Origin of the sequence: Geobacter metallireducens GS-15 (genome assembly GCF_000012925.1) — a bacterium.
In the GTDB taxonomy this organism is placed as follows: domain Bacteria; phylum Desulfobacterota; class Desulfuromonadia; order Geobacterales; family Geobacteraceae; genus Geobacter; species Geobacter metallireducens.
Genome location: NC_007517.1, coordinates 3,287,586 through 3,308,819, shown reverse-complemented (window position 1 = coordinate 3,308,819; position 21,234 = coordinate 3,287,586). Strand labels below are relative to the sequence as shown.

General features: G+C 63.5%; 16 protein-coding genes, 1 tRNA gene and 1 riboswitch. Of the genes, 13 read left to right on the top strand and 4 right to left on the bottom strand.

Annotated features, from left to right (window positions below):
- Positions 1–85 precede the first annotated feature (85 nt).
- The 4 genes from GMET_RS14660 to GMET_RS14645 all read left to right on the top strand — a co-directional run bounded on the left by GMET_RS14660 (position 86) and on the right by GMET_RS14645 (position 6,912).
- The gene (locus tag GMET_RS14660) at positions 86–2,038 is read left to right on the top strand and encodes an Lnb N-terminal periplasmic domain-containing protein (RefSeq protein WP_187148454.1); all 1,953 of its coding nucleotides are present in this window, start codon (positions 86–88) and stop codon (positions 2,036–2,038) included.
- A 52-nt stretch (positions 2,039–2,090) separates the two neighbouring features.
- Positions 2,091–2,495: a glutaredoxin family protein gene (locus GMET_RS14655; RefSeq protein WP_004512855.1), complete on the top strand. Its 405-nt coding sequence runs from the start codon at positions 2,091–2,093 to the stop codon at positions 2,493–2,495.
- Positions 2,492–6,037 (top strand): alpha-amylase family glycosyl hydrolase, encoded by a 3,546-nt coding sequence (locus GMET_RS14650; RefSeq protein WP_011366121.1) that lies wholly within the window; start codon positions 2,492–2,494, stop codon positions 6,035–6,037. Before GMET_RS14655 ends, GMET_RS14650 begins: the two co-directional genes overlap by 4 nt.
- Before the next feature lie 107 nt (positions 6,038–6,144).
- The gene (locus GMET_RS14645) at positions 6,145–6,912 is read left to right on the top strand and encodes a zinc-dependent peptidase (protein ID WP_004512853.1); all 768 of its coding nucleotides are present in this window, start codon (positions 6,145–6,147) and stop codon (positions 6,910–6,912) included.
- 21 nt (positions 6,913–6,933) lie between these two features.
- Here GMET_RS14645 and GMET_RS14640 read toward each other — a convergent pair whose 3' ends face one another.
- Positions 6,934–7,854 (bottom strand): hypothetical protein, encoded by a 921-nt coding sequence (locus tag GMET_RS14640; protein ID WP_004512852.1) that lies wholly within the window; start codon positions 7,852–7,854, stop codon positions 6,934–6,936.
- 538 nt (positions 7,855–8,392) lie between these two features.
- Here GMET_RS14640 and GMET_RS14635 point away from each other — a divergent pair.
- The 5 genes from GMET_RS14635 (at position 8,393) to GMET_RS14615 (ending at position 11,755) form a co-directional block, all read left to right on the top strand.
- Positions 8,393–8,608 carry a hypothetical protein gene (locus tag GMET_RS14635; protein ID WP_004512851.1) on the top strand — a complete coding sequence of 72 codons (216 nt, stop codon included), beginning with the start codon at positions 8,393–8,395 and terminating at the stop codon, positions 8,606–8,608.
- A 58-nt stretch (positions 8,609–8,666) separates the two neighbouring features.
- Positions 8,667–9,059 carry a response regulator gene (locus tag GMET_RS14630; protein ID WP_004512850.1) on the top strand — a complete coding sequence of 131 codons (393 nt, stop codon included), beginning with the start codon at positions 8,667–8,669 and terminating at the stop codon, positions 9,057–9,059.
- A 48-nt stretch (positions 9,060–9,107) separates the two neighbouring features.
- Positions 9,108–9,341 carry a hypothetical protein gene (locus GMET_RS14625; protein ID WP_004512849.1) on the top strand — a complete coding sequence of 78 codons (234 nt, stop codon included), beginning with the start codon at positions 9,108–9,110 and terminating at the stop codon, positions 9,339–9,341.
- A 142-nt stretch (positions 9,342–9,483) separates the two neighbouring features.
- Positions 9,484–10,158 (top strand): 2Fe-2S iron-sulfur cluster binding domain-containing protein, encoded by a 675-nt coding sequence (locus GMET_RS14620; protein WP_004512848.1) that lies wholly within the window; start codon positions 9,484–9,486, stop codon positions 10,156–10,158.
- A 1-nt stretch (position 10,159) separates the two neighbouring features.
- Positions 10,160–11,755 carry an FAD-binding protein gene (locus tag GMET_RS14615; RefSeq protein ID WP_004512847.1) on the top strand — a complete coding sequence of 532 codons (1,596 nt, stop codon included), beginning with the start codon at positions 10,160–10,162 and terminating at the stop codon, positions 11,753–11,755.
- Positions 11,756–12,675: 920 nt separating this feature from the next.
- Here GMET_RS14615 and GMET_RS14610 read toward each other — a convergent pair.
- From GMET_RS14610 to thiD, 3 genes are all read right to left on the bottom strand, one after another.
- Positions 12,676–12,750, bottom strand: a tRNA-Thr gene (locus GMET_RS14610).
- 58 nt (positions 12,751–12,808) lie between these two features.
- Positions 12,809–14,119, bottom strand: coding sequence for a phosphomethylpyrimidine synthase ThiC (thiC, locus tag GMET_RS14605; RefSeq protein ID WP_004512846.1), 1,311 nt, complete (start codon positions 14,117–14,119; stop codon positions 12,809–12,811).
- Between the two features lie 240 nt (positions 14,120–14,359).
- The gene (gene thiD, locus GMET_RS14600) at positions 14,360–15,853 is read right to left on the bottom strand and encodes a bifunctional hydroxymethylpyrimidine kinase/phosphomethylpyrimidine kinase (protein ID WP_004512845.1); all 1,494 of its coding nucleotides are present in this window, start codon (positions 15,851–15,853) and stop codon (positions 14,360–14,362) included.
- A 62-nt stretch (positions 15,854–15,915) separates the two neighbouring features.
- A riboswitch (TPP riboswitch) is annotated at positions 15,916–16,018 on the bottom strand.
- A gap of 147 nt (positions 16,019–16,165) precedes the next feature.
- Between thiD and alr the strand changes: the two genes are divergently transcribed.
- From alr to purH, 4 genes are read left to right on the top strand one after another with little or no spacing between them, the layout of a single operon-like run.
- Positions 16,166–17,305 (top strand): alanine racemase, encoded by a 1,140-nt coding sequence (gene alr, locus GMET_RS14595; protein ID WP_004512844.1) that lies wholly within the window; start codon positions 16,166–16,168, stop codon positions 17,303–17,305.
- A gap of 5 nt (positions 17,306–17,310) precedes the next feature.
- Positions 17,311–18,342, top strand: a complete 1,032-nt coding sequence (gene selD / locus GMET_RS14590; RefSeq protein WP_011366119.1) for a selenide, water dikinase SelD — start codon at positions 17,311–17,313, stop codon at positions 18,340–18,342.
- Positions 18,323–19,597 carry an ASKHA domain-containing protein gene (locus tag GMET_RS14585; protein WP_035468651.1) on the top strand — a complete coding sequence of 425 codons (1,275 nt, stop codon included), beginning with the start codon at positions 18,323–18,325 and terminating at the stop codon, positions 19,595–19,597. The genes selD and GMET_RS14585 overlap by 20 nt, the downstream gene beginning before the upstream one ends.
- Before the next feature lie 35 nt (positions 19,598–19,632).
- Positions 19,633–21,198, top strand: a complete 1,566-nt coding sequence (purH, locus tag GMET_RS14580) for a bifunctional phosphoribosylaminoimidazolecarboxamide formyltransferase/IMP cyclohydrolase (protein WP_004512841.1) — start codon at positions 19,633–19,635, stop codon at positions 21,196–21,198.
- Positions 21,199–21,234 lie beyond the last annotated feature (36 nt).

Sequence of the window (21,234 nt, the reverse complement as noted above, 5' to 3'; positions counted from 1 at the left end):
GAGGGGTGCGTCCCGTGGCGCGCCCCTTTTCTGTGTAAGCTATCACCCCCAGGCGGCGACGCGGCCCTTTGCAATGATTGTGACTATGCCCATGCTCTATTGCCCGTTCCGGAAGAGTTACGATGCAATGGGGGTACATCCCCTGCTGATATGGTTGCTGGTGTTGATCGTAAACCTGGCGGCTTTTGCCGGCGTCTGCGCCGGGGCCGACGATCCGTACCTGGCGGAACTCCTGAATCGGGCTGCAGAGCGCCAGCTACACCGGGAGCGCGCCTGGGAGGTGCTCCTCCACTACCGGCCCCGGGGCGACGAGCGGGAAAGCCTGGTGGACGATCCCCGCTTTTTCCTCGCTCCCGAGGGGAAGACCGACCCTGAGGCGGAGCTGTCGGCGACCCTGCGGAGCCTCTTCTCCTCCGAGGCAAGCGGCGACGAGCACCCCCGTTGCCGTTTCCCGGCCCGCGCCGCCTGGCTCGCCGAAGAGCTGGCCATCGATGCCGGCCATCTCCCCCCCATGGCCTGCCCCCAGCTGGACGAAGCCCTGGCGGCCGTCAATCCCCGGTCCGCGGTGCTGGTCTTCCCCGCGGCCCATCCCAACGGCCCCGCCTCCATGTTCGGTCACACCCTTTTACGGGTTGGGAGCACCTACCGGAGCGACCTTCTCTCCTACGCGGTCAACTATGCCTCCCACACCACCGACACCAACGGCATTGTCTACGCCTTCAAGGGGATCTTCGGGGGGTACTCGGGGTATTACTCGATCCTTCCCTACTACGAGAAGGTCAGGGAGTACAATGACCTGGAGCATCGGGACGTCTGGGAGTATCCCCTCACCCTCGCCCCCGACGAGGTTCGGCGGATGGTGCTCCACATCTGGGAGCTGCGGGGGATTGCCTCCGATTACTACTTCTTCGACGAGAACTGTTCCTTCAATCTCCTCTTCCTTCTTGAGGCGGCTCGGCCTGAACTGCGGCTTGCCGAAGAATTCTGGGACCGCTCCAGCTTCTGGGTGATGCCGGCCGATACGGTTGCGGTCATTGGCCGGGCGGGGCTCATCGAGAAACAGGCCTACCGCCCTGCCCAGGCGACCCGCATCCTTCGCCGGGCATCGCTTCTGCCGCCGGATGCCCGCCATGAGGCCCTGCAGACGGCCCTTTCGCCCCAGCGGGCACAAGCGGTTGCAGCTTCCAGCCGCCCGGTGGAGGAGCGCCGCCAGATACTCAATCTGGCCGCCGAATACGTGCAGTACCGCTACTCACGCAAGGAGCTGGAGCAGCCGGAGTTCCAGCGGCAGTTCCTGGAGGTGCTCAAGGTCCGCAGTCCCCTGGGGCCCGACGAATCGGACGCGGGGGAGGTTCCGGTCCCTCCCGCGCCGGAAACGGGGCACCTGCCGGGCCGGATTGGGCTTGGTGGTGGCTACCGCCACGACACCCCCTTCGTGGAGGCGAGCATTCGTCCCGCGTACCACGCCTTGATGGATGCCGATGAAGGATACAGCCCCCACTCCCAGATCATCTTCGCCGAGGCGGTGGGCCGCTACTACCCGGAGCGGCACTCCATCAGGCTCCAAAGGTTCTCGGCGGTGGATATCGTCTCCCTGGCCCCCCGGGACGAGTTCTTCAAGCCCATTTCCTGGAAGGTGAACGGCGGCCTGTTCCGTCGACCCTTTGCCGACGGCGCCGATCGCCTCTTCTTGCGGCTCAACACCGGCGGTGGCATGGCCTGGCCCGTCCCGGGCAACGGGGTCGCCTACGGCATGGCGGAACTGGACCTGAACCTGAGCGATCGCCTGCGGGACAAGGCGGTGCTCGGGGCTGGAGTGTCAGCCGGGGTGATCGTCTCCCCCGCCGACTGCTGGAAGGTAGCCCTCTCGGGGAGCGCCTTTGCCTACGGTCTCCAATACCATGAATACTACCGGTTGGCCCTGGAACAGAATCTGGCCCTGAGCCGTACCCTTGGCCTCGGCCTTACGGCATCCTGGGAGCGGAGCTTCGACCGCAGCCGGGCCGAGGCCCTGCTGATGGTCAATCGCTATTTCTGATGGGTCCTTCCCGTTAATTCCGGTATACTCTTCACGGACGAGGAAAACGTACATGATTCTGCGAATTATCGTTGCGCTGCTCACGGTTGTCCTGGCTGTTGCCTTGCTGGCAGGATGCACCCCCGCCCGACCTGCGGTCCCGCCGGTACCTTCGGGCGCGGCGGCGGAGAACCGGCACGAGGTGGTCGTCTATGTCAGAACCGGCTGTTCCTTCTGCCAGGAGGCGCGGGAGTTTTTAGCCGCCCGGGGGGTACCGGTCCGCGAGCGCAACGTGGCGGCCGACCGGAGCGCCCTGGTGGAAATGCTCGATATTCATGTCCGCCGGTTTCCGGACGAGGAGCCCCTTGTCCCGCTTATCGTGATCGGTGACCGTGTGGTGAGAGGGTTTGATCGCCAGGAGGTCGAGGCGGCGTTGGCCGAGGTGGAGCGCACATCAACAGCAGGGAGTAAACAGTGACCATTACCAGCAACTCCACGTATTTCCCCTTCAATCTGCAGGTTGCCGCCCGGTTCTGGCGTGCCCTGGATCTGGCGCCGTCGGCCCGGGAGCTGGAGCGCCTGGGGAGGCCGCCCATCCTGTTCTGCCGGGAGCTGGCGGCACGGCTCAACCGCCTGCCGGAGCGGGCGGGTCGACCGGTTCAGGGAGGAGTTCTCAATCTCTACTCACTCCAGGGGGCCATCTTCCGGCATCTGATCACCCGCTACGCACAGGGACAGGCTCCGGGGGTGCTGGAGAAGTCCCTGGCCGATGCCGGTTTCCCCCTTGACTCACCGCAGCTGACAGCTCTTCTGGAGCGGTTCGCTACCCTCTTTCCGCCGGCGGCGCTCCTCTATGGCGATGCCGAGTCCCCCGCGGCCTGGCTTGCGGCTGGCGGGACTTCTCAGCGGCTCCAGGCCGTGGAAGAACTCCTTCTCCTCTCCCTCGCCGCCGAGAACAGCGCCCTGGACAGCTTTAGGGAGCTGGTGGACGACACCGAACTGGCCGCCACGGCCCCCTACCGTGCTGCCGTTACCGGCCTGGAGAGGGCGTTGGCCGATGCCCTCCCCGTGGCCGGGTTCGGCGTGTCGCTGACGGAGCTTCTCCGGGCGCCGCTGCGGGCCGCCCCCGAATCCCTGGCGGGTCAGCTGGCATACATGCGGGATGCGTGGAGCCCCTTACTCCCTGATGAGCTTCTGGCCCAGTTGGAGGTGGCCTTCGGCATCGTGGAGGAGGAGACGCGCCCCTTCTGGAGCGGTGGCGGTGGCGCCCCCGCGCCGGTCCTGGAGTTCGGCCCCGGCGCGGGGTTCCCGGCCCCCGATGACCACTATCCCGAGCCCGAGCAGTTCTCCGCCGACGTGGACTGGATGCCCAACGTGGTGCTCATGGCCAAGATGGTCTATGTCTGGCTCGGCCAGCTCTCCGGCTGGTACGGGAAAGATATTCACCGTCTCGACCAGATTCCCGATGAAGAGCTGGACAAGCTCGCCCGTTGGGGCGTCACGGGGCTGTGGCTCATCGGCATCTGGGAGCGTTCCCCCGCCTCCCAGACCATCAAGCGGATGTGCGGCAACCCCGAGGCCATCGCGTCCGCCTACTCCCTCTACGACTACACTATCGCCCATGACTTGGGAGGATGGGAGGCCCTGGCGGACCTGCGGGAGCGTGCCCTGAAGCGGGGCATCAGGCTTGCCAGCGACATGGTGCCGAACCACACCGGCATCTACTCCAAGTGGATCGTGGAGCATCCCGACTGGTTCGTGCAGCTGGACTACCCGCCGTACCCCACCTACCGCTTCACCGGCCCCGACCTCTCCTCCTCCCCCGAGGTCTCCATCCACATCGAGGATGGCTACTGGGACAAGAGCGACGCCGCCGTGGTCTTCAAGCACTACGACCACCGCAACGGCCGGACCCGCTACATCTACCACGGCAACGACGGCACCAGCACCCCCTGGAACGACACGGCCCAGCTGGACTACCTGAACCCCGAGGTGCGGGAGGCGGTTACCCGGACCATCCTCCACGTGGCCCACAACTTTCCCATCATCCGCTTCGATGCCGCCATGACCCTGGCCAAGAAGCACTACCAGCGCCTCTGGTTCCCCCAGCCGGGCCTGGGGAGCGGCGTCCCCTCTAGGGCCGAGCGCGGCCTGACCCGGGCCGTCTTCGACGCCGCCATGCCCGAGGAGTTCTGGCGCCAGGTGGTGGACCGGGCCGCGGCGGAGACGCCGGACACGCTCCTTCTGGCCGAGGCCTTCTGGCTCATGGAGGGGTACTTTGTCCGGACCCTGGGGATGCACCGGGTCTACAACAGCGCCTTCATGAACATGCTCAAGATGGAGGAGAACGCCAAGTACCGCCAGACCATCAAGAACGTGCTGGAGTTCAATCACGAGATCCTCAAGCGCTTCGTCAACTTCATGAACAACCCCGACGAAAAGACCGCTGTGGAGCAGTTTGGTAAGGAAAGCAAATACTTCGGCGCGGCGGTGCTCCTGGTGACCATGCCCGGGCTCCCCATGCTGGGCCACGGCCAGGTGGAAGGGTTCCACGAGAAATACGGCATGGAGTACAGGCGGGCCTACTGGGACGAGCCAGTGGACGAACACCTGGTGGCGGAGCATGAACGGCGCATCTTTCCCCTCATGCGGCGTCGGCGCCTCTTCTCGGGCTCGGAGAATTTCGTCCTCTACGACTTCTTCGTGGATGGAGCCGTGAACGAGGATGTCTTCGCCTACTCCAACCGCCGTGGCGACGACCGGGGGCTCGTCCTCTACCATAATCGCTTCGCCACTACCGCCGGGTGGATCAGGAGCTCCACGTCCCGTCTCGTGCGGATCGACTCGGGGGAGACCGTACTGCGGCAGACCGACCTGGGGGCGGCCCTCGGGGTGAACGCCGATGGCCGCCACTACTACGTCTTCAGGGATTACGCCACCGGTCTGGAGTACATCCGCCATGGCAGGGAGATTGCCGAGAAGGGGTTGTTCGTGGAGCTGGAAGCCTACGAGTACCACGCCTTCCTCGATTTCCGCGAGATCCGCGACGACGACTACGGCACCTGGGGCAAGCTTTGCTTCGGGCTTGAGGGGCGAGGGGTACCGAGCATCGACGAGGAGGTGCAGCTTATCCGTTACGCATCCCTGGTGGAACGGTTCCGGGGACTCTCTCCCTTTGCTGGGGGAAAAGCAGCGCCGAAGACGTCTTTGGAACGTTCGAAAGCGTTTCAGGCGGCCCTTGCGGCGTTTCTTAAGGAACTCGCTTCGGTTGCCGGCGTTGACGGCGATCGTGCCGCGACGGCCGGCGCCGTGACGGAGCGCCTCGATCGCCTCCCCGGCCTCTGGAAGTCTCTGGAAAAAGGAGAGCCTGCGACAGAACTGCCGCTCTTTCCGGCAGACCTCACCGCGCGATGGCTTTGTGCGATGCTCCTTGTCCTCCATGAGACCGGTCGGCTTGGTGGCGACGACGCGGAGTATCCTGCCCGCTCTGTCCAATGGTTTGGCACCTTCGGCCTCAGGCGTGCCCTGGCGGACCTCATCCACGAGGCCGTCGAGGAAGGGGACGAATCCCCCCACGGGGACCCTGACCGTCTAGCCCTTTTGGCGGATATCGTCGTGGTCTATCCCAGCCTTGGCGGGCTTCTCGGAAGTTCTGGGCGTTCCGGAGCCCTCCAGCGCCTTATGGACGACCGTCGGGTCAGGCGGTTCATCGGCGTGAACCGCAGCGGCGTCGTCGAGTGGTTTGTCAAAGAACCGTTCGAGGAACTCCTTTCCTGGCTCGTTCTTTTTGCTGCGGTGACACAACCTCCCGTTGGAAGAGCGCTCAGTGGATTTGGTACAGAACTGGCGGAACTAATGGGAGTGCGTGCGTCGCTGATGGCTCTGGCAGAAGAGGCCGGTTACCGGGTTAAAGCTTTCCTTGCCCTTGTGACCCCATCTTCCGGCAGACCGGAAGAGGAATCACGGCAGGGCATCCTACGGACCACTGCGGCGACCCGGGAGGAAGAGTGGTCAGGGTGAGATAAAGCGGCGTTCCAGCAAGGGCGCCGCTTTTTTTGTAGACTATCCCGGTGCCCTTCAGATAATGGCGCCGGAACCATCGCATCACCGACACGAGGGAGCAGGGTATGGGATTTTTCGCTCGTCTGAGACGAAAGCGGCTTGCCTGTCGGGAGTTTCCCTCCGCGTGGCTCGGGATCATCGAGCGGAACGTCCCCTTTTACCGGATGCTCCCGCCGGAGGACCGGCAGGAGCTTCTGGGGCACGTGCAGATATTCCTGGCCGAAAAGCACTTTGAGGGTTGTGGCGGCGCCGAGGTGACCGACGAGGTGCGGGTGACCGTCGCCGCCCTTGCCAGTATCCTTCTTCTCCACCGCGCAACCGACTATTACCCGCTCCTCTCCTCCATCGTCATCTATCCCGACGAATACGTGGGGGAGCGCCGCCGCTGGGACGAGGCCGGAGTTGTCACCGAGGGGCCGGAAACCCGCATCGGCGAATCATGGGAGCAGGGGACGGTGGTCCTTTCCTGGAAGGATGTGCTCCTGGATGCCGAGGCCCCCGACGATGCCTTCAACGTGGTGTTTCACGAGTTTGCCCATCAACTGGATCAGGAGGAGGGGATTACCGACAACGAGGGATTCCTGCCGGGGCTTCCTGTGGAGGACCGGTGGCGGGAGGTGTTCGAGGGGGAGTTTGAGCGGCTCCTGGCCGATGACGAGGCGGGGCGCTGGACCCTCCTGGACCCCTACGGGGCGGAGAGCCCGGCCGAATTTTTCGCGGTGGCTACTGAAACCTTCTTCGAGATGCCCGGGGAAATGCGGCGGCAGCATCCGGAGCTGTACGAGGTCCTGGGCCTCTACTACCGGCAGGACCCCGCATCGTGGAGCTGGTGAAGGGAATGAATGGGTGGCGGATCAGTTCTCCGCCACCTCGATTTCCACGTAGGGGAACAGGTTCGGATCGTTGGCGTGGCGCAGGGTTACGTCGGAATTGACAAGTTTTTTGTCGATGTAGCTGTACCCGGAGAGGACGATGACCTGGGCCGATGTCTTGACGCCGAACACCTCGGCCGGCGAAGGGGCGCTGTCGGCGTCACCGGCCACGATGACGGTCCGGTGGATCTCCTTGAGCTTCGCGTCGAAGAACTGCTCCACGGCGTGCAGATCCCCTTTCACGGCATAGATCACATGGCGACGTTCCCCGTCGTTCTGGCGCACGAGCCACACCCTGGAGCCGGGATAGCGGCCGGTCTTCAGTTCGGGAGCCGCGGGCTCCACCGCGGGAATGATCTCGACCCGCTTCCATGCCTTGCCGAAGTCCTCCTTCAGCGGAATGGAGAGATCATAGATGGAAACGGTCAAGGGCATGAGGGGGAGGTTGGTTTTCGGATCCCGGGCGATTCCCTCGGAAATCTCGATGGTGTCAGGCACCCCCGCAACCGGGCGGGTCATGGTGATGGCCGCGTCGATGACGGTCCTGTCCCAAGAGAAGTCACCGTAATAGGCGGCGCCGTAGACATTGATCCCTTTCTCAATAAGTTTCTGGTTGAACTTGCGGACCGCCCTTCCGTTGAGGATGGAGTCGGTGGTGAGGGTGAGGAGCCGTGTTCCATCCTTTCCCGCAGTCACCTTCGCCTCGCGATGATTGATGGCCGGGGAAAAGATTTGAACCAACTCCCGGCTTTCCGGGGCCGTTTCGCGTGCTTCGACCGCCAGGTATCCAGTCCCCTTGTCCGCAGGCTGCTCAAGGGCAAATGCCGGGGAGCTGACGGCCGCGAGGCCGGCGAGGATCAGGGAGAGTTTCACGCCATTCATGAAATTCGTGCGAAATGACACGGAATGATCTCCTTATGGTGTGGTTTATCTCATCGTGCCGGCGATACTGTTGGCAATGAGAGGATGCTCATTTTACATGGATCGGGGAAAATATCCAGAGTTTCGTTTCGCGAGTTTGAGTCCCTGCGGCAACAAGGCGTAATCCTTGAAGAGTGATGCCGCTTCTGCCGACAAGGCGGAGAGCAACGATACCCTCAGAGGCATGGGGACGTCAAGACCTTAGAGTCACATGCAGGGATACAAGGGAGCCAATCTTTTTATACACCCATCCTGTTGATGCGCAAAGCTATAGATATCAACAAGTTGTGCGGGATAACCATCGTCGGTAACCGACATAACGGGTTAGAAATTGTACATACTTTCTATACGTTTCCCTCCCTTCATGGCACATCCCGATCAGTCGCAAAATGTAAAAATACCTATAATCTCAAGTTGTTAAGAGAATAGTTCTCGCTGTTTTCTGTTCTGGCATGGCGGCTGCTATAGAAAAAGTCAAGACCCAGCGAATTCATCTCATCCGCAGAACCGGGAGGATGCCATGAAAACAACGCTCGCCACCATGATTACCCTGATTGCCGCCTCATCAGCATTCGCCGCCAGCGGAGCGGAGTCCGAAGGAAGCGGCCTTTTTCTGATCCTCTTCATCGGCATCGGCGCGCTGATAATCGTCGGTCAAATGCTGCCCGGCCTGACGCTGTTCGGCTCGATGCTCAAGGGGCTCTTCTCTGGCAAGGATGCCGAATCCCGCAACTGACCGGCAGAAAGGCTGCTGGCCGCAATCCCGCATCCCTGTGCGGAAAGGGGGAACCGTCATGGAAGAACTGCTCATCGCCGAAAAGGATCCGGCCACCCGCCAGCAGATGGCGGAACACTTCATAAAGGAAGGGTATTCGGTCACGGTCACCGACTCCCTTCCCAACACACTTTCCAATATCCTGAAAAAGGTGACGCGGGTCGTCCTGCTGGGGGCGAAATTCGATGAACTCCCCACCTTCGACCTGATTGACCTCATGAAAAAGTGCAACCAAAAGCTGGCCATCATCCTGGTGTCCGATGAACTCCCCCTGCCGCTCCTGCGCAAGGTTCGCAGCAGCGGAATCTTCTATCACGCTCTCAAACCGTCGGGGCCTGAAGATGTGGAGGAGATCTGCCAGGCAGTTCGGTGCGCCTTTGGCAACGGCATGAAAGGCCATGCGGCGCGATAGACGGCAACCGCCCACGATGTTCGCAGAACTAAGGAAAAGGAGGATGTCATGAAAAGCTCGGCCCCCATCATCAACGCCCTGGTACTCCTTTTTGGCTCCGTCTCGTCTGTCTTTGCAGCCTCGGGCGCACGGGAAGACAACAGCGGCATCTTCGTCTGGATTTTCCTCGGGTTCTGTGCCCTGATCGTGGTCCTGCAACTCGTGCCGGCAGTGCTCATGATGCTGGGAATGGCCAAGGGGCTCAAGAAGGAGTTGCCCCAGGAGCAGAAGGCAACCCACTGATCGGCAGCACAACAATCCGGGTATCGTGAACGAGGGGGGTGATCCAGGGTCACCCCCCTCTGCTTTTCTCTCCCTCCCTGGCGCTTGCATCGCCTTCAACCCGCCCTATACTCAATGCAGGAACTATCTGACGGGGTATCCCATGAAAAATTCGGCAATGTTCATCATCGTGGAGCTTGAGGGTCGGAAGATCAGGATCCCGGAGGGGTTGACAGTGATCGAGGCCCTCTGGGACACGGGGTATGACGTGAAGCGGGGGATCGGCTGTCTCTCGGGCCTGTGCGGCGCCTGCACGGTGGCCTTCATCGAGAGGGAGAGTACGAAGGTTAAGTTTGGCCTCGGCTGCCAGAAGGTGGCGGAGGAAGGGTTGAATGTCATTATGATGCCCTGTTTCCCGTCCCGGGCTGCCCGCTATGCCATGGAGGCCATGGCCCATCCCCTGGAGGAACTGGGGACACACTATCCCGAGCTTTACACCTGCAACGACTGCGGTGCTTGCAACGTCTGCCCGGAGTGGATCAACGTCGCCGGGGTGATGAAGTTCGCCAAGGACGGGGATTACGAGGCCGCGGCATCCCGGGTGACTGACTGCATAATGTGCGGTCTTTGTGCCTCCCGCTGCCCCAAGAGCATCGCTCCCCAGTATGTGGCCCTCTATATCCAGCGGGCCCTGGCCAGAGAGCGGCCGTTTCCCCCTAATCTTGCCAAGAGGCTGACTCAGATGGAATCGTTTGTCTTCGAGGCGGAATGGAGTCGGATCGTCGCCATGGGGGATGATGAGCTGAAGGCCTACTGCGCGGCCATGGAGGGCCCCTAGCATGTATCCGGATTCATTGTGCGATTCCATAGCCATTGTCGACGCCACCCGGGAAAAGCGGAAAGGGGAGGAGCTGCTAAGGCTCACCAGTGCGGAGATGGAAGGGCTCCTCAGGCGGTACCACCCGGACTACCGGGAGGCGGGATTCCGGAACCTGAGGATCGGCGCCAACCGGGGCGACCGCACGACCCATGAGATCGCTGACCTTCTGGAGGCATTCAGCAACCTGGACCACTCGAAGATCAGCCTCGAACCCGAATTCGACACCGATGTGCTGGTTCTCGGCGGGGGAGGAGCGGGGGTGACGGCGGCTCTTTTCGCCGAGAGCATGGGGGCGCGGGTCATCCTGGCCACGAAGCTGCGGGTCGGTAACTCCAATACCATCATGGCCCTTGGCGGGATGCAGGCGTCGGTCCACGAAGACGATTCACCCGTCAGACATTTTGCCGACACCATGGGGGCGGGGAAATTCGCCGGGAAGAGGGAGCTGGTGAAGACCATGGTGGAGGACGGGCCGGCCATCGTCAAGTGGCTCCTGGAACTCGGCGTCGATTTCGACCGGGACGAAGAGGGGAACCTCGCCACCCGCAAGGCGGGGGGGATCACTGCCCCGCGGATCATCTCCATCGGCGACTATACCGGACTGAACATCATGAAGGTGCTGAAGGACGAGATCCGGAAAGGTGAGGGTATCGAAGTCATGGAATTCGCCCCGGCGGTGGAGCTTACCACCAACGGGTTCGGCGAGTGCAACGGCGCCGTGCTCTTCGACCTGGGGAGGAAGCGGCATTTCACGGTGCGGGCGCGGGCGGTGGTCCTGGCGACCGGCGGTTCGGGGCGGCTCCACTTCCAGGGGTTCCCCTCCTCCAACAACTTCGGCGCCACCGGGGACGCCATCGTCCTCGCCTACCGTGCCGGGGCCAGGCTGGAGGGGATCGACTCGTTCCAGTATCATCCGACCGGTGTCATGTTCCCTGACCACATGGTGGGAGTCCTGGTGACCGAGGCGGCCCGGAGTCTTGGCGGCCAGTTGGTGAATGGGAAGGGGGAGCGGTTCATCAACGAGCTGGAGACCCGCGATGCCTGCTCAGCCGCCATCATCCGGGAATGTGAGGAGGGAAACGGCGTCAGGACCCCAGCCGGCAAGGTGGGAGTCTGGCTCGACACCCCTCTCATCGAAGAGACCCAGGGAAAGGGATTCCTCAAGAGGCGCTTCCCCTCCATGTACCGGCATTTTATGCGGGTGAAGATCGACATCTCCAAGCGGCCTCTCCTCACCTATCCCACCCTCCACTACCAGAACGGCGGGATTCTCATCGACGAAAAGGGGGAGACCACGGTGAGAAATCTCTTCACGGCGGGGGAGGCCGCAGGGGGAATCCATGGCCGGAATCGCGCCATGGGGAATTCGCTCCTGGACATCTTCGTCTTCGGCCGAAGGGCGGGGCTGGCGGCGGCAAAACGCAAGTACAGCGAGCCGGGGAACGTCACCCTCGGTCATGTCTATCGCTACTACGACCGGCTCAAGTCGCTGCGGATATCGAGCGTTGCCACGTCGCCGACCCTCTTTCCCGAGTTCATCGTGAGCAAGCTGTAGTTTCTGTTCCTGAACAATCAGAAATAGGTTACTTGCAGCAGCGGCGCCAGGATTCCCCGGTTTGAGATGGGATCGGAAATCTCGATGAGGCCGGGGGTGACGGGTCCCAGATCCTCCAGAATCCTCCAGAATCCTCACCTGGAAGTGGGGTAGCCCCAGCCGTTGTGCTTCCACCATGAGTTGCGTCACGTCAATCGATACATGCCTGCCAACGTCGGCCAGTGAAATCGGCGGCGCGATGGTGGTGAAGGCAAGAGGCGGTTGAATCGTCCGGTCGAAGTCGGTTGTGAGCAATGTGGGCGGCTGGAACGATACGAGCTCGATCCGGATCGGTATGGTGCCGGTGGTCGGCTGGATGCTGTTAATGACTATATCGAGAAATGCCGAATCGATAACGGCGTTGGCCGGGACGCCATTGGTGCCCCCTAGGGGGAAGTCGAGAAATGCCCTGAATTCCGTGAGTGCCACGGGATCAATGCCGGCAAAGACGCTTTGCACGCCCGCGGTCATCCCCTGGGTGATCGCAAACGTATTGGGAGCAGTCTGTTCGATATCGCCGTCAAAGACTGGGTTGCTGGGGATTTGGGAAACAAAGGTGGGAGGCGGAGTGCTGTGGTCATCGCCGCAGCCGGACATGGAGATGACGAGCCAGACCAATGTAATCGCAAGAAATACCCTTTTCATCGCTCCCTCCATTCTGTCGCGCTGGTTCATACCCGCGTTTCAGCTTCGCCATGCGTGCAGGGCCACACATCGAATACATTCATAAAATATCATAGGTCGAGCCGAGTACAAGCAAGGCAACGGCGGCTGTCGTTGGGGAAGGGTAGCGCGGAGAGGTGGCACGAAAAAGACCGGCCCGGTCCTGGATGTGGCAAAAAAGAAGGTTCACGGCGAAAACCGTGAACCTTTGTTGTTGGTGGAGCCACCGAACGGATTTGAACCGTTGACCTGCCGATTACGAATCGGCTGCACTACCCCTGTGCTACGGTGGCGAATGAGGAAAAAATAAATACCGTACTTTGTCTGTCAAGTCAACGGCTAATCGGCCGGTCAGTGGCCGGCGGCCCGCTGCTTTTCCATGGCGTCGTCCATGACCTTGTAGGCGCAAAACTCGCCGCACATGGTGCAGGCGCCGTGCTCGGCAACCCCCGATTCGGCCCGTAGCCGCTGAGCCTTCTCCGGATCGAGTGAGAGATTGAACTGCCCCTCCCAGTCGAGCTTCTTGCGGCACTTGGCCATGGCGATGTCCTTCTCCATGGCCCCCTTGACCCCCTTGGCGATGTCGGCGGCGTGGGCCGCGATGCGGGAGGCGATGACCCCTTCCCGGACGTCTTCGACGCTCGGCAGGCGCAGGTGCTCGGAGGGGGTCACGTAGCAGAGGAAGTCGGCCCCTGCCGAGGCGGCGATGGCCCCGCCGATGGCGCAGGTGATGTGGTCGTAGCCCGGGGCGATGTCGGTGACCAGGGGGCCGAGGACATAGAAGGGTGCCCCGTGGCAGAGGCGCTTCTGGAGGAGGATGTTGGCCTCGATCTGGTTAAGGGGGACATGGCCCGGCCCCTCGATCATGACCTGGACGCCGGCGGCCTGGGCACGCTGGGTCAGCTCGCCCAGGATGATCAGCTCGTGGATCTGGGCCCGGTCGGTGGCGTCGGCCAGGCAGCCGGGACGGAAGCCGTCCCCCAGGGAGAGGGTCATGTCGTAGGCCTTCGTGATCTCCAGGAGCCGGTCGAAGTGCTCGAAGAGGGGGTTCTCGCAGTTGTTGTAGGCCATCCACTCCACGGTGAAGGCGCCGCCCCGTGAAACCACGTCCATGAGCCGCCCTTCGTTCTTCATCCGCTCAACGGTGGAGCGGGTCACGCCGCAGTGGACGGTGATGAAGTCGACCCCGTCCTCGGCGTGCTTGATGATCCCCTCGAAGATGTCGTCCACGGTCATGTCGACGATGGCCTTCTTCTTGGTGCGCACTGCGTCGAGGGCCGCCTGGTAGAGGGGGACGCTTCCGATGCAGGCGTTGGTCTCGGCGATGATGGCGCGGCGGATCTCGTCGACAGGGCCGCCGGTGGAGAGGTCCATGATGGCGTCGGCGCCGTGGCGGACCGCAACGCGGGCCTTTTCCAGCTCCTTGGTAATGTCCGTGTCATCGGCCGAGGTGCCGATGTTGGCGTTCACCTTGGTGCGGAGCCCTTTTCCCACGGCCAGGGGGCGGCCATTGCCGTGCTTGATGTTGTGACAGATGATGATGGTGCCGGCGGCGATCCCCTCGCGGATGAACTCGGGGGAAACCCCCTCGGCCAGAGCGGCTTCCTTCATTTTGTCGGTGATGATTCCCTGGCGGGCGTATTCAAGCTGCGTCGTTGCCATGTGCTGATACTCCTTGGTTTGATTGAACGCTGAATTCGTGAGGCGAGGAAACCTGCCTCCGCTCAGAGCGCCCTCCTTCTGCCGCTCTAAGGCTCGTTACGCTACAGCCGATCAACTCACCCTGCGGGTTCGGACACGATCGGCTGTGGCCGCTCCATGTCGCCAAGAGCGGCGACGAAAGAGGGCGCATTCGCTCCGTCAGGCTCCCTCGCCTCACGGATCTGGTTGGACAAAACGGTATTACCGGTCCCCGGTCCCCGGTCCCTGGTCCCCGACTTCAAGCGCGGCGAGGAGGTGGTTCACCGGTCCGTGCCCCCGGCCCAGGGGCTGGCCCAGGCGGATTGCGGCGGTGACGAACTCCTTGGCGCGGCCAACGGCCTCCCGGAGCGGCTCTCCCTGGGCCAGGTAGGTGGCGATGGCCGCGGCGTAGGTGCAGCCGGTTCCGTGGGTGTTCTTGCTGAGGATGCGGGGCGCGGTGAAACGGTGGAAGGCGGAGCCGTCGAAGAGGATGTCCACCGCATCACCGGCCACCAGATGCCCCCCCTTGACGAGGACGTTGCGGGCACCGAGACGGAAGAGGCGCCGGGCCGCCTCCTGCATTCCCTCTTCGTCGACGATGGTGAGCCCCGTGAGCCGTTCCGCCTCGGGGATGTTGGGGGTGAGGAGGTAGGTGCGGGGCATGAGGCGGTCCTTGAGGACGTTCACGGCTCCCCGGTCGATGAGGGGGGCGCCTCCCTTGGCGACCATGACCGGGTCCACCACCACGATCCGCTTCCGGTACTCGGCCAGCTTGTCGGCCACGGTGGCGATGATTTCGGCAGAGAAGAGCATGCCGGTCTTTACCGTGTCCACGGGGATGTCGGAAAGGACCGCATCGAGCTGCTCGGCCACGAAGGAGGGGGGGACGCCGTGAATGCCGGAGACCCCCCGGGTATTCTGGGCAGTGAGCGCCGTGATGACCGATGAGCCGTAGCTCCCCAGCAGTGTCGCGGTCTTGAGGTCGGCCTGGATGCCGGCTCCGCCCCCCGAGTCACTTCCTGCAATGGTGAGCACAGCCCCCCGGGGATGTGGTGCGCGCCGGTTGAAGAGAAGGCCCAGCTCCGTCGCGGCCAGGAACGGGTCCGGATGGGCGAGAACCGCCGAGATGACCGCCAGGGCGTCGGCTCCGGCGTCGACCACCCGTGGGCCGTTGTCCCGGCTGATGCCGCCGATGGCAACAATGGGGATCATGATTCGGCTGCGGATGGCGGCGAGCCCCTCGGGCCCGGCCAGGTGCCCGATCTCCTTGCTGTTGGTGGGGAACATGGCGCCGAAGCCGATGTAGTCGGCCCCCGCCGCCTGGGCCGCCAGGGCTTCTTCCATGGTATGGGTGGAGACGCCGATGATTCTACCCGGTCCCAGTTCGCGCCGGGCAATACGGGGGTCGCCGTCCTCCTGCCCCAGGTGGATGCCATCGGCCTTGAGTTGCAGCGCCAGATCCAGGTCGTCGTTGACGATGAAGATCACCCCCCGCCGGCTGCAGAGGTCCCGTAGTTCCTCACCCACGGCGTAGCGCTGGGCCCGGTCCTTTCCCTTGTTCCGGTATTGGACGATGCGGACCCCGCCGTCGATTGCCGCCTCCACCCGCTCCGCGAGACGGTCGCCGTGGTCGGTGACCAGGTACACCCCCCGGATGGGGGAGTCCTGCTTGTCGCGATTGACGACCAGCCGGAGATTGTGGCCGTTGCTGCCCATGGTGATCTCCCAAACAAAAAAACCGTGACGATGGTCACGGTCCCAGAACTCAACGAGGTAAACGAGGTCTCTGGCCGCTTCCCTACGCCGGCATTACCCGGATCAGGTGGTAAGGGTTCGGGCGGTGCCCGTCTCAGTTCTCGAAGAACTCCCCCAGCAGGCTGCTTTTGTGTAGACAAAGCTAACCGAATTTTCCCGTTAAGTCAATGGATTTAACCCGTTGACGCCGGGCGGATTTCACCCTGAAGCGGGGGCATCACAGTGTCAGGTTCATGCTTTACACCACCGGCGGGAAGTGGTAGGAAAAGGGGCATGGACAGTCGCCCCACCATTGCCGAAATCGATCTTGCCGCCCTGCGTCATAACTTCGAGCAGGTGCAGCGTGCCGTTCCCGCCGGATGCGGGATTCTTGCCATCGTGAAGGCCGATGCCTACGGCCACGGCTTCATGGATATCTCCCGGGAACTGGAGTCCCTGGGGGTGACCGCCTTCGGCGTGGCGTTTCTGGCCGAGGGAATCCAACTGCGCAAGAGCGGCATCGACCGGCCGGTCCTGATCCTCGGCGGGGTCTATCCGGGGCAGGAGCGCAAGTGCGTCGGGTTCAACCTCTCCACCGCCGTCTTCTCCCTGGAGCAGGCGCGGGTCCTGAACGACACCGCCGCCCGTCTCTACCGCAAGGCGAAGATCCACGTGAAGATCGATACCGGCATGGGGCGTCTCGGGGTCGCCGCGGCCGAGGCCCCGGCCTTTTTCCGGGAACTGCGGGAGATGAAATCCCTGGAACTGGAGGGGATCATCTCTCACTTCGCCTCCGCCGACGAACTGGATGATGATGGCCGCCGCTTCTCGGACCGCCAGGCTGCCGTCTTCGCCCAGTCGGTGGCAGAGGCCCGGTCCCTGGGACTCGACCCCCGCTACGTCCACATCGCCAACAGTGCCGCCGCTTTCGGCATGGATCTCCCCTTCTGCAACCTGGTCCGGCCCGGCATCGTCCTCTACGGGGCGCTTCCGTCGGGTGACTTCGAGGGAAAGATGGCGCTCCGGCCCATCATGCGGCTGCAGAGTACCGTGGCCATGCTCAAGTGGGTGGAGCCCGGCACCAGTATCAGCTACGCCCGCCGCTACACGGCCCCGGACCGGCGCCTTATCGCCAGTGTTCCCGTGGGGTACGCCGACGGCTACAGCCGGGCCCTGACCAACCGGGGAGAGGTCCTGATCCGGGGCACGCGGGCACCGGTGGTTGGGACCGTCTGCATGGACTGGATCATGATCGATGTGACCTCCGTCCCTGGCGTGGCTGTGGGGGACGAGGTGACGCTCCTTGGCTGCGACCGGCAGGGTCATTGCGTGCGGGCCGAGGAACTGGCCTCGTGGGCCGGCACCATCCCCTACGAAATTTTCTGCGGCATCAGCAAGCGGGTGCCGCGGGTCTACCTGAACGCGACCCGGTGACTGTGATGATCAAGCTGACATCCCTCGTAAAAGCGGCCGGCTGAGCGGCCAAGCTGGGCCCGGCGGGCCTGGAAGACGCACTGAGCGGCATCCTGGGGAAGGGAGACGATCCGAACCTCCTCGTGGGGCCGGAGACCGCCGACGACGCGGGGGTCTACCGGATAGGGGAGGGGCTCGCCCTGGTGGATACGGTGGATATCATCACCCCCCTGGTGGATGACCCGTTCACTTTCGGCCGGATTGCGGCGGCCAACGCCCTCTCCGATGTCTACGCCATGGGTGGAAGGCCGGTGACCGCCATGAACCTGGCCTTCTTCCCGGCCTGCACCCTGCCGGGACAGATCCTGGCCGACATCATGGCCGGTGGCCTTGACGCGGTGCGGGAGGCGGGGGCCTGCCTCGTGGGGGGGCACACGGTGGAGGACCACGAGCTGAAATACGGTCTCTCGGTCACCGGTCTCATCAGCCCCGGGCGGATCGTGCGCAACTCCACGGCCCGCCCCGGCGACAGGCTCATCCTCACCAAGCCCCTGGGGACGGGGATAGTCTCCACGGCCATCAAGGCCGACATGGTTGCACCCGGCGTTGTCGACGAAGCGATCCGCTGGATGGCGCTCCTGAACGCTTCGGCTGCGGGGCTCATGCTGGAATGCGAGGCTTCCGCCTGCACCGATGTCACCGGTTTCGGCCTTCTGGGGCATGCCTGCGAGATGGCCCGGGGAGCCGGCGTTACCCTCGAAATCGCCCTTGACGCCGTTCCCCTCATGGGAGGAGTCGAGGACCTTGTGGCCGATGGCCTCGTGCCGGCCGGCTGCTACCGCAACCGCGATCACTATACCCCCTTAGTCTCCGTTTCCGCCGGGGCGGGAGGCCGGCTCATCCCCCTCTTCGACCCCCAGACCTCCGGGGGGCTCCTCATCACCCTTTCGCCGCAATTCGCCGACTCCTTCCTCTCCATGGCCCGGGACCGAGGGCTCTTTGCCGTCGCCGTGGGTGGGGTTCTCCCTCCCCGGGAGCATGCCGTTGTCATCGCCTGATCGGCTTGCCATTGCCGTTGACCTTGGCACCACGACCCTGGCCGCCTCCCTCCTCGATATGGCCACCGGCGAGCGGTTGGCCGTTGCCGGCAGCCTGAACCCCCAGCGTGAATTCGGTGCCGATGTCATTGCGCGCCTCGATGCCGCCTGCCGTTCCAAAGAGGCTCGACACCGGATGGCGGAGTTGGTCCGCGGGGCGATTGGCCGCCTGGCGGGGGAGCTTCTGGAGAGCGTCGGGAGATCTCCGGAGCACCTCGTCACTATAGCGGTGGCCGGCAATCCCGCCATGGAGCATCTTCTGCTGGACCTTCCGGTTGATGCCCTCGCGTTCCCCCCGTACCGTCCCCTCTTCACCGCCGGCAAAACCGTTCCCGCTGTTGGGCTCGGCTGGGATCTTCCGGCTGAGGTATTCCTCTTTCCCCTCCCCGGCGGCTTTGTCGGCGGCGACACCGTGGCGTTCCTCCATGGCGTTCCCGGTCCCCGGTCCCCGGTCCCTGGTCCCCGTCTTTACCTCGATATGGGAACCAATGGCGAGATCGCCCTGGCGGCGGACGGAAAGCTCCTCGCCACCTCTGCCGCGGCCGGCCCTGCCTTTGAGGGAGGGAACCTTTCGTGCGGCATGGCGGCGCTTCCCGGTGCCATCAGCGGGGTGACTTTTGACGGTGAGCGCCTGCTCGTCTCGACCGTCGAGGGGAAGCCGGCCACGGGCATCTGCGGCTCCGGCGTCCTTTCGGCCATTGCATTGCTCCTCGATCAGGGGGCCATCGACTCCACCGGCCGGCTCCTGCCGCCGGAGGAGATCCCGTCGAGCATCGGCAACCGGCTTACGACCATGGGGGATGAGCGGGCCTTCGTGCTCCATCGGGATGCGACGAGGACGGTCTGGCTCTCCCAGGAGGACATCCGTCAGGTGCAGCTGGCCAAGGGGGCGATCCGGGCCGGCATGGAGGTTCTGTTCGACCGGGCGGGGATCGAAAGCGGGGCGGTGGGGAGCGTGGTCCTGACCGGCTCCTTCGGCGCCGTTCTCGACCCGCATAGCCTAAAAAGCCTTGGAGTCTTCACGGAAAACATGGTACAAACGACGAGTTTCGTCCGGGAAGGGGCGCTTCGCGGCGTTGAGCACGCGCTCCTTACCTCCGGGGGGCTTGCGGCGGTTGACCATCTTGCCGGAACGATCCGCGTCATACCACTTTCCGGCACCCCAGCCTTCGAGAAGCACTTTCTGCAGCATATCAATTTCCCGCATACAATCTGATCGATTCATCAATTCAATTCTCAAGGAGTGACACCATGGCAAAGATTACCCGTGCGCTTATCAGTCTTTCCGACAAAACCGGCATTGTCGAGTTCGCCAGGGAACTGGCCGGCTACGGCGTCGAGATCCTCTCCACCGGCGGCACCGCAAAGCTGCTCCGGGATGCCGGCCTGACGGTGAAGGACGTGTCCGAGCACACCGGCTTCCCCGAGATGCTGGACGGCCGGGTGAAGACCCTCCATCCGAAGGTCCACGGCGGGCTCCTTGGCATGCGCTCCAACCCGGAGCACGTGGCCACCATGAAGGAACACGGCATCCTCCCCATCGACATGGTGGTGGTGAACCTCTACCCCTTCGAGGCCACCGTGGCCAATCCCGCCTGCACCCTTGAGGACGCCATCGAGAACATCGATATCGGCGGCCCCACCATGCTCCGCTCCGCGGCCAAGAACAACGCCGACGTGACGGTCGTTGTGGACCCGGCCGACTACCGGACGGTCCTTGACGAGATGAAGGCATCGGGCGGCTCCGTTGCCAAGGAGACCAACTTCCGCCTGGCGGTGAAGGTCTACCAGCACACCGCTGCCTACGATGGCGCCATCTCCAACTGGCTCGGCGCCCGGACCGGGGAGGGGGTCGCTACCTATTCCGACACCATTACCCTCCAGTTCAAGAAGGCCCAGGAGATGCGCTACGGCGAAAACCCCCACCAATCGGCCGCCTTCTACGTGGAGCGGCAGGTGCAGGAGGCGTCGGTTTCTACGGCCCGCCAGCTCCAGGGGAAGGAACTCTCCTACAACAACATCGGCGACACCGACGCGGCCCTGGAGTGCGTGAAGCAGTTCAGCGAAGGGCCCGCCTGCGTCATTGTCAAGCACGCGAACCCCTGCGGCGTGGCCATCGGGAAGAACCTCCTGGAGGCCTACGACCGGGCCTACGCCACCGACCCCGAATCGGCCTTCGGCGGCATCATCGCCTTCAATGGCGAGTTGGACGCCGAGACGGCCAAGGCCATCTGTGACCGCCAGTTCGTGGAGGTGATCATCGCCCCCTCAGTTTCCAAAGCGGCCGTGGAGGTGGTGGCGGCCAAGAAAAACGTCCGGCTCCTGGAGTGCGGCATATGGCCGGCCCAGCCGGCCCAGCGCCTCGATTTCAAGCGGGTGAACGGCGGGCTTCTGGTCCAGGACACTGACTTGGCCCTCTCGGCCGAGTTGAAGGTGGTGTCGAAGCGCCAGCCCACGGCGCAGGAGATGATCGACCTCCAGTTCGCCTGGCGGGTGGCCAAGTTCGTGAAGTCCAATGCCATCGTCTATGGCAAGGACGGCATGACCATCGGCGTCGGGGCCGGCCAGATGAGCCGGGTCAACTCGGCCCGCATCGCCGCCATCAAGGCGGAGCACGCGGGGCTTGAGGTGCAGGGGGCGGTCATGGCCTCCGATGCCTTCTTCCCCTTCCGCGACGGCATCGACAACGCCGCCGCCGTGGGGATCACGGCGGTCATCCAGCCCGGGGGAAGCATGCGCGACGCCGAGGTGATCGCCGCTGCTGATGAGCACGGCATGGCCATGGTCTTCACGGGGATGAGGCATTTCAGGCACTAAGGCGAATATTACGAAAATCCACCACGGAGATTTTTT

Bases quoted from the DNA above. Each gene is read 5' to 3' on its own strand.
- alr (WP_004512844.1), top strand. From the start codon at position 16,166: ATGGACAGTCGCCCCACCATTGCCGAAATCGATCTTGCCGCCCTGCGT.
- GMET_RS14620 (WP_004512848.1), top strand. From the start codon at position 9,484: ATGAAAAATTCGGCAATGTTCATCATCGTGGAGCTTGAGGGTCGGAAG.
- GMET_RS14630 (WP_004512850.1), top strand. From the start codon at position 8,667: ATGGAAGAACTGCTCATCGCCGAAAAGGATCCGGCCACCCGCCAGCAG.
- GMET_RS14625 (WP_004512849.1), top strand. From the start codon at position 9,108: ATGAAAAGCTCGGCCCCCATCATCAACGCCCTGGTACTCCTTTTTGGC.
- GMET_RS14655 (WP_004512855.1), top strand. From the start codon at position 2,091: ATGATTCTGCGAATTATCGTTGCGCTGCTCACGGTTGTCCTGGCTGTT.
- GMET_RS14635 (WP_004512851.1), top strand. From the start codon at position 8,393: ATGAAAACAACGCTCGCCACCATGATTACCCTGATTGCCGCCTCATCA.
- thiD (WP_004512845.1), bottom strand. From the start codon at position 15,853: ATGGGCAGCAACGGCCACAATCTCCGGCTGGTCGTCAATCGCGACAAG.
- GMET_RS14585 (WP_035468651.1), top strand. From the start codon at position 18,323: ATGCCGTTGTCATCGCCTGATCGGCTTGCCATTGCCGTTGACCTTGGC.
- thiC (WP_004512846.1), bottom strand. From the start codon at position 14,119: ATGGCAACGACGCAGCTTGAATACGCCCGCCAGGGAATCATCACCGAC.
- purH (WP_004512841.1), top strand. From the start codon at position 19,633: ATGGCAAAGATTACCCGTGCGCTTATCAGTCTTTCCGACAAAACCGGC.
- GMET_RS14660 (WP_187148454.1), top strand. From the start codon at position 86: ATGCCCATGCTCTATTGCCCGTTCCGGAAGAGTTACGATGCAATGGGG.
- GMET_RS14645 (WP_004512853.1), top strand. From the start codon at position 6,145: ATGGGATTTTTCGCTCGTCTGAGACGAAAGCGGCTTGCCTGTCGGGAG.
- GMET_RS14615 (WP_004512847.1), top strand. From the start codon at position 10,160: ATGTATCCGGATTCATTGTGCGATTCCATAGCCATTGTCGACGCCACC.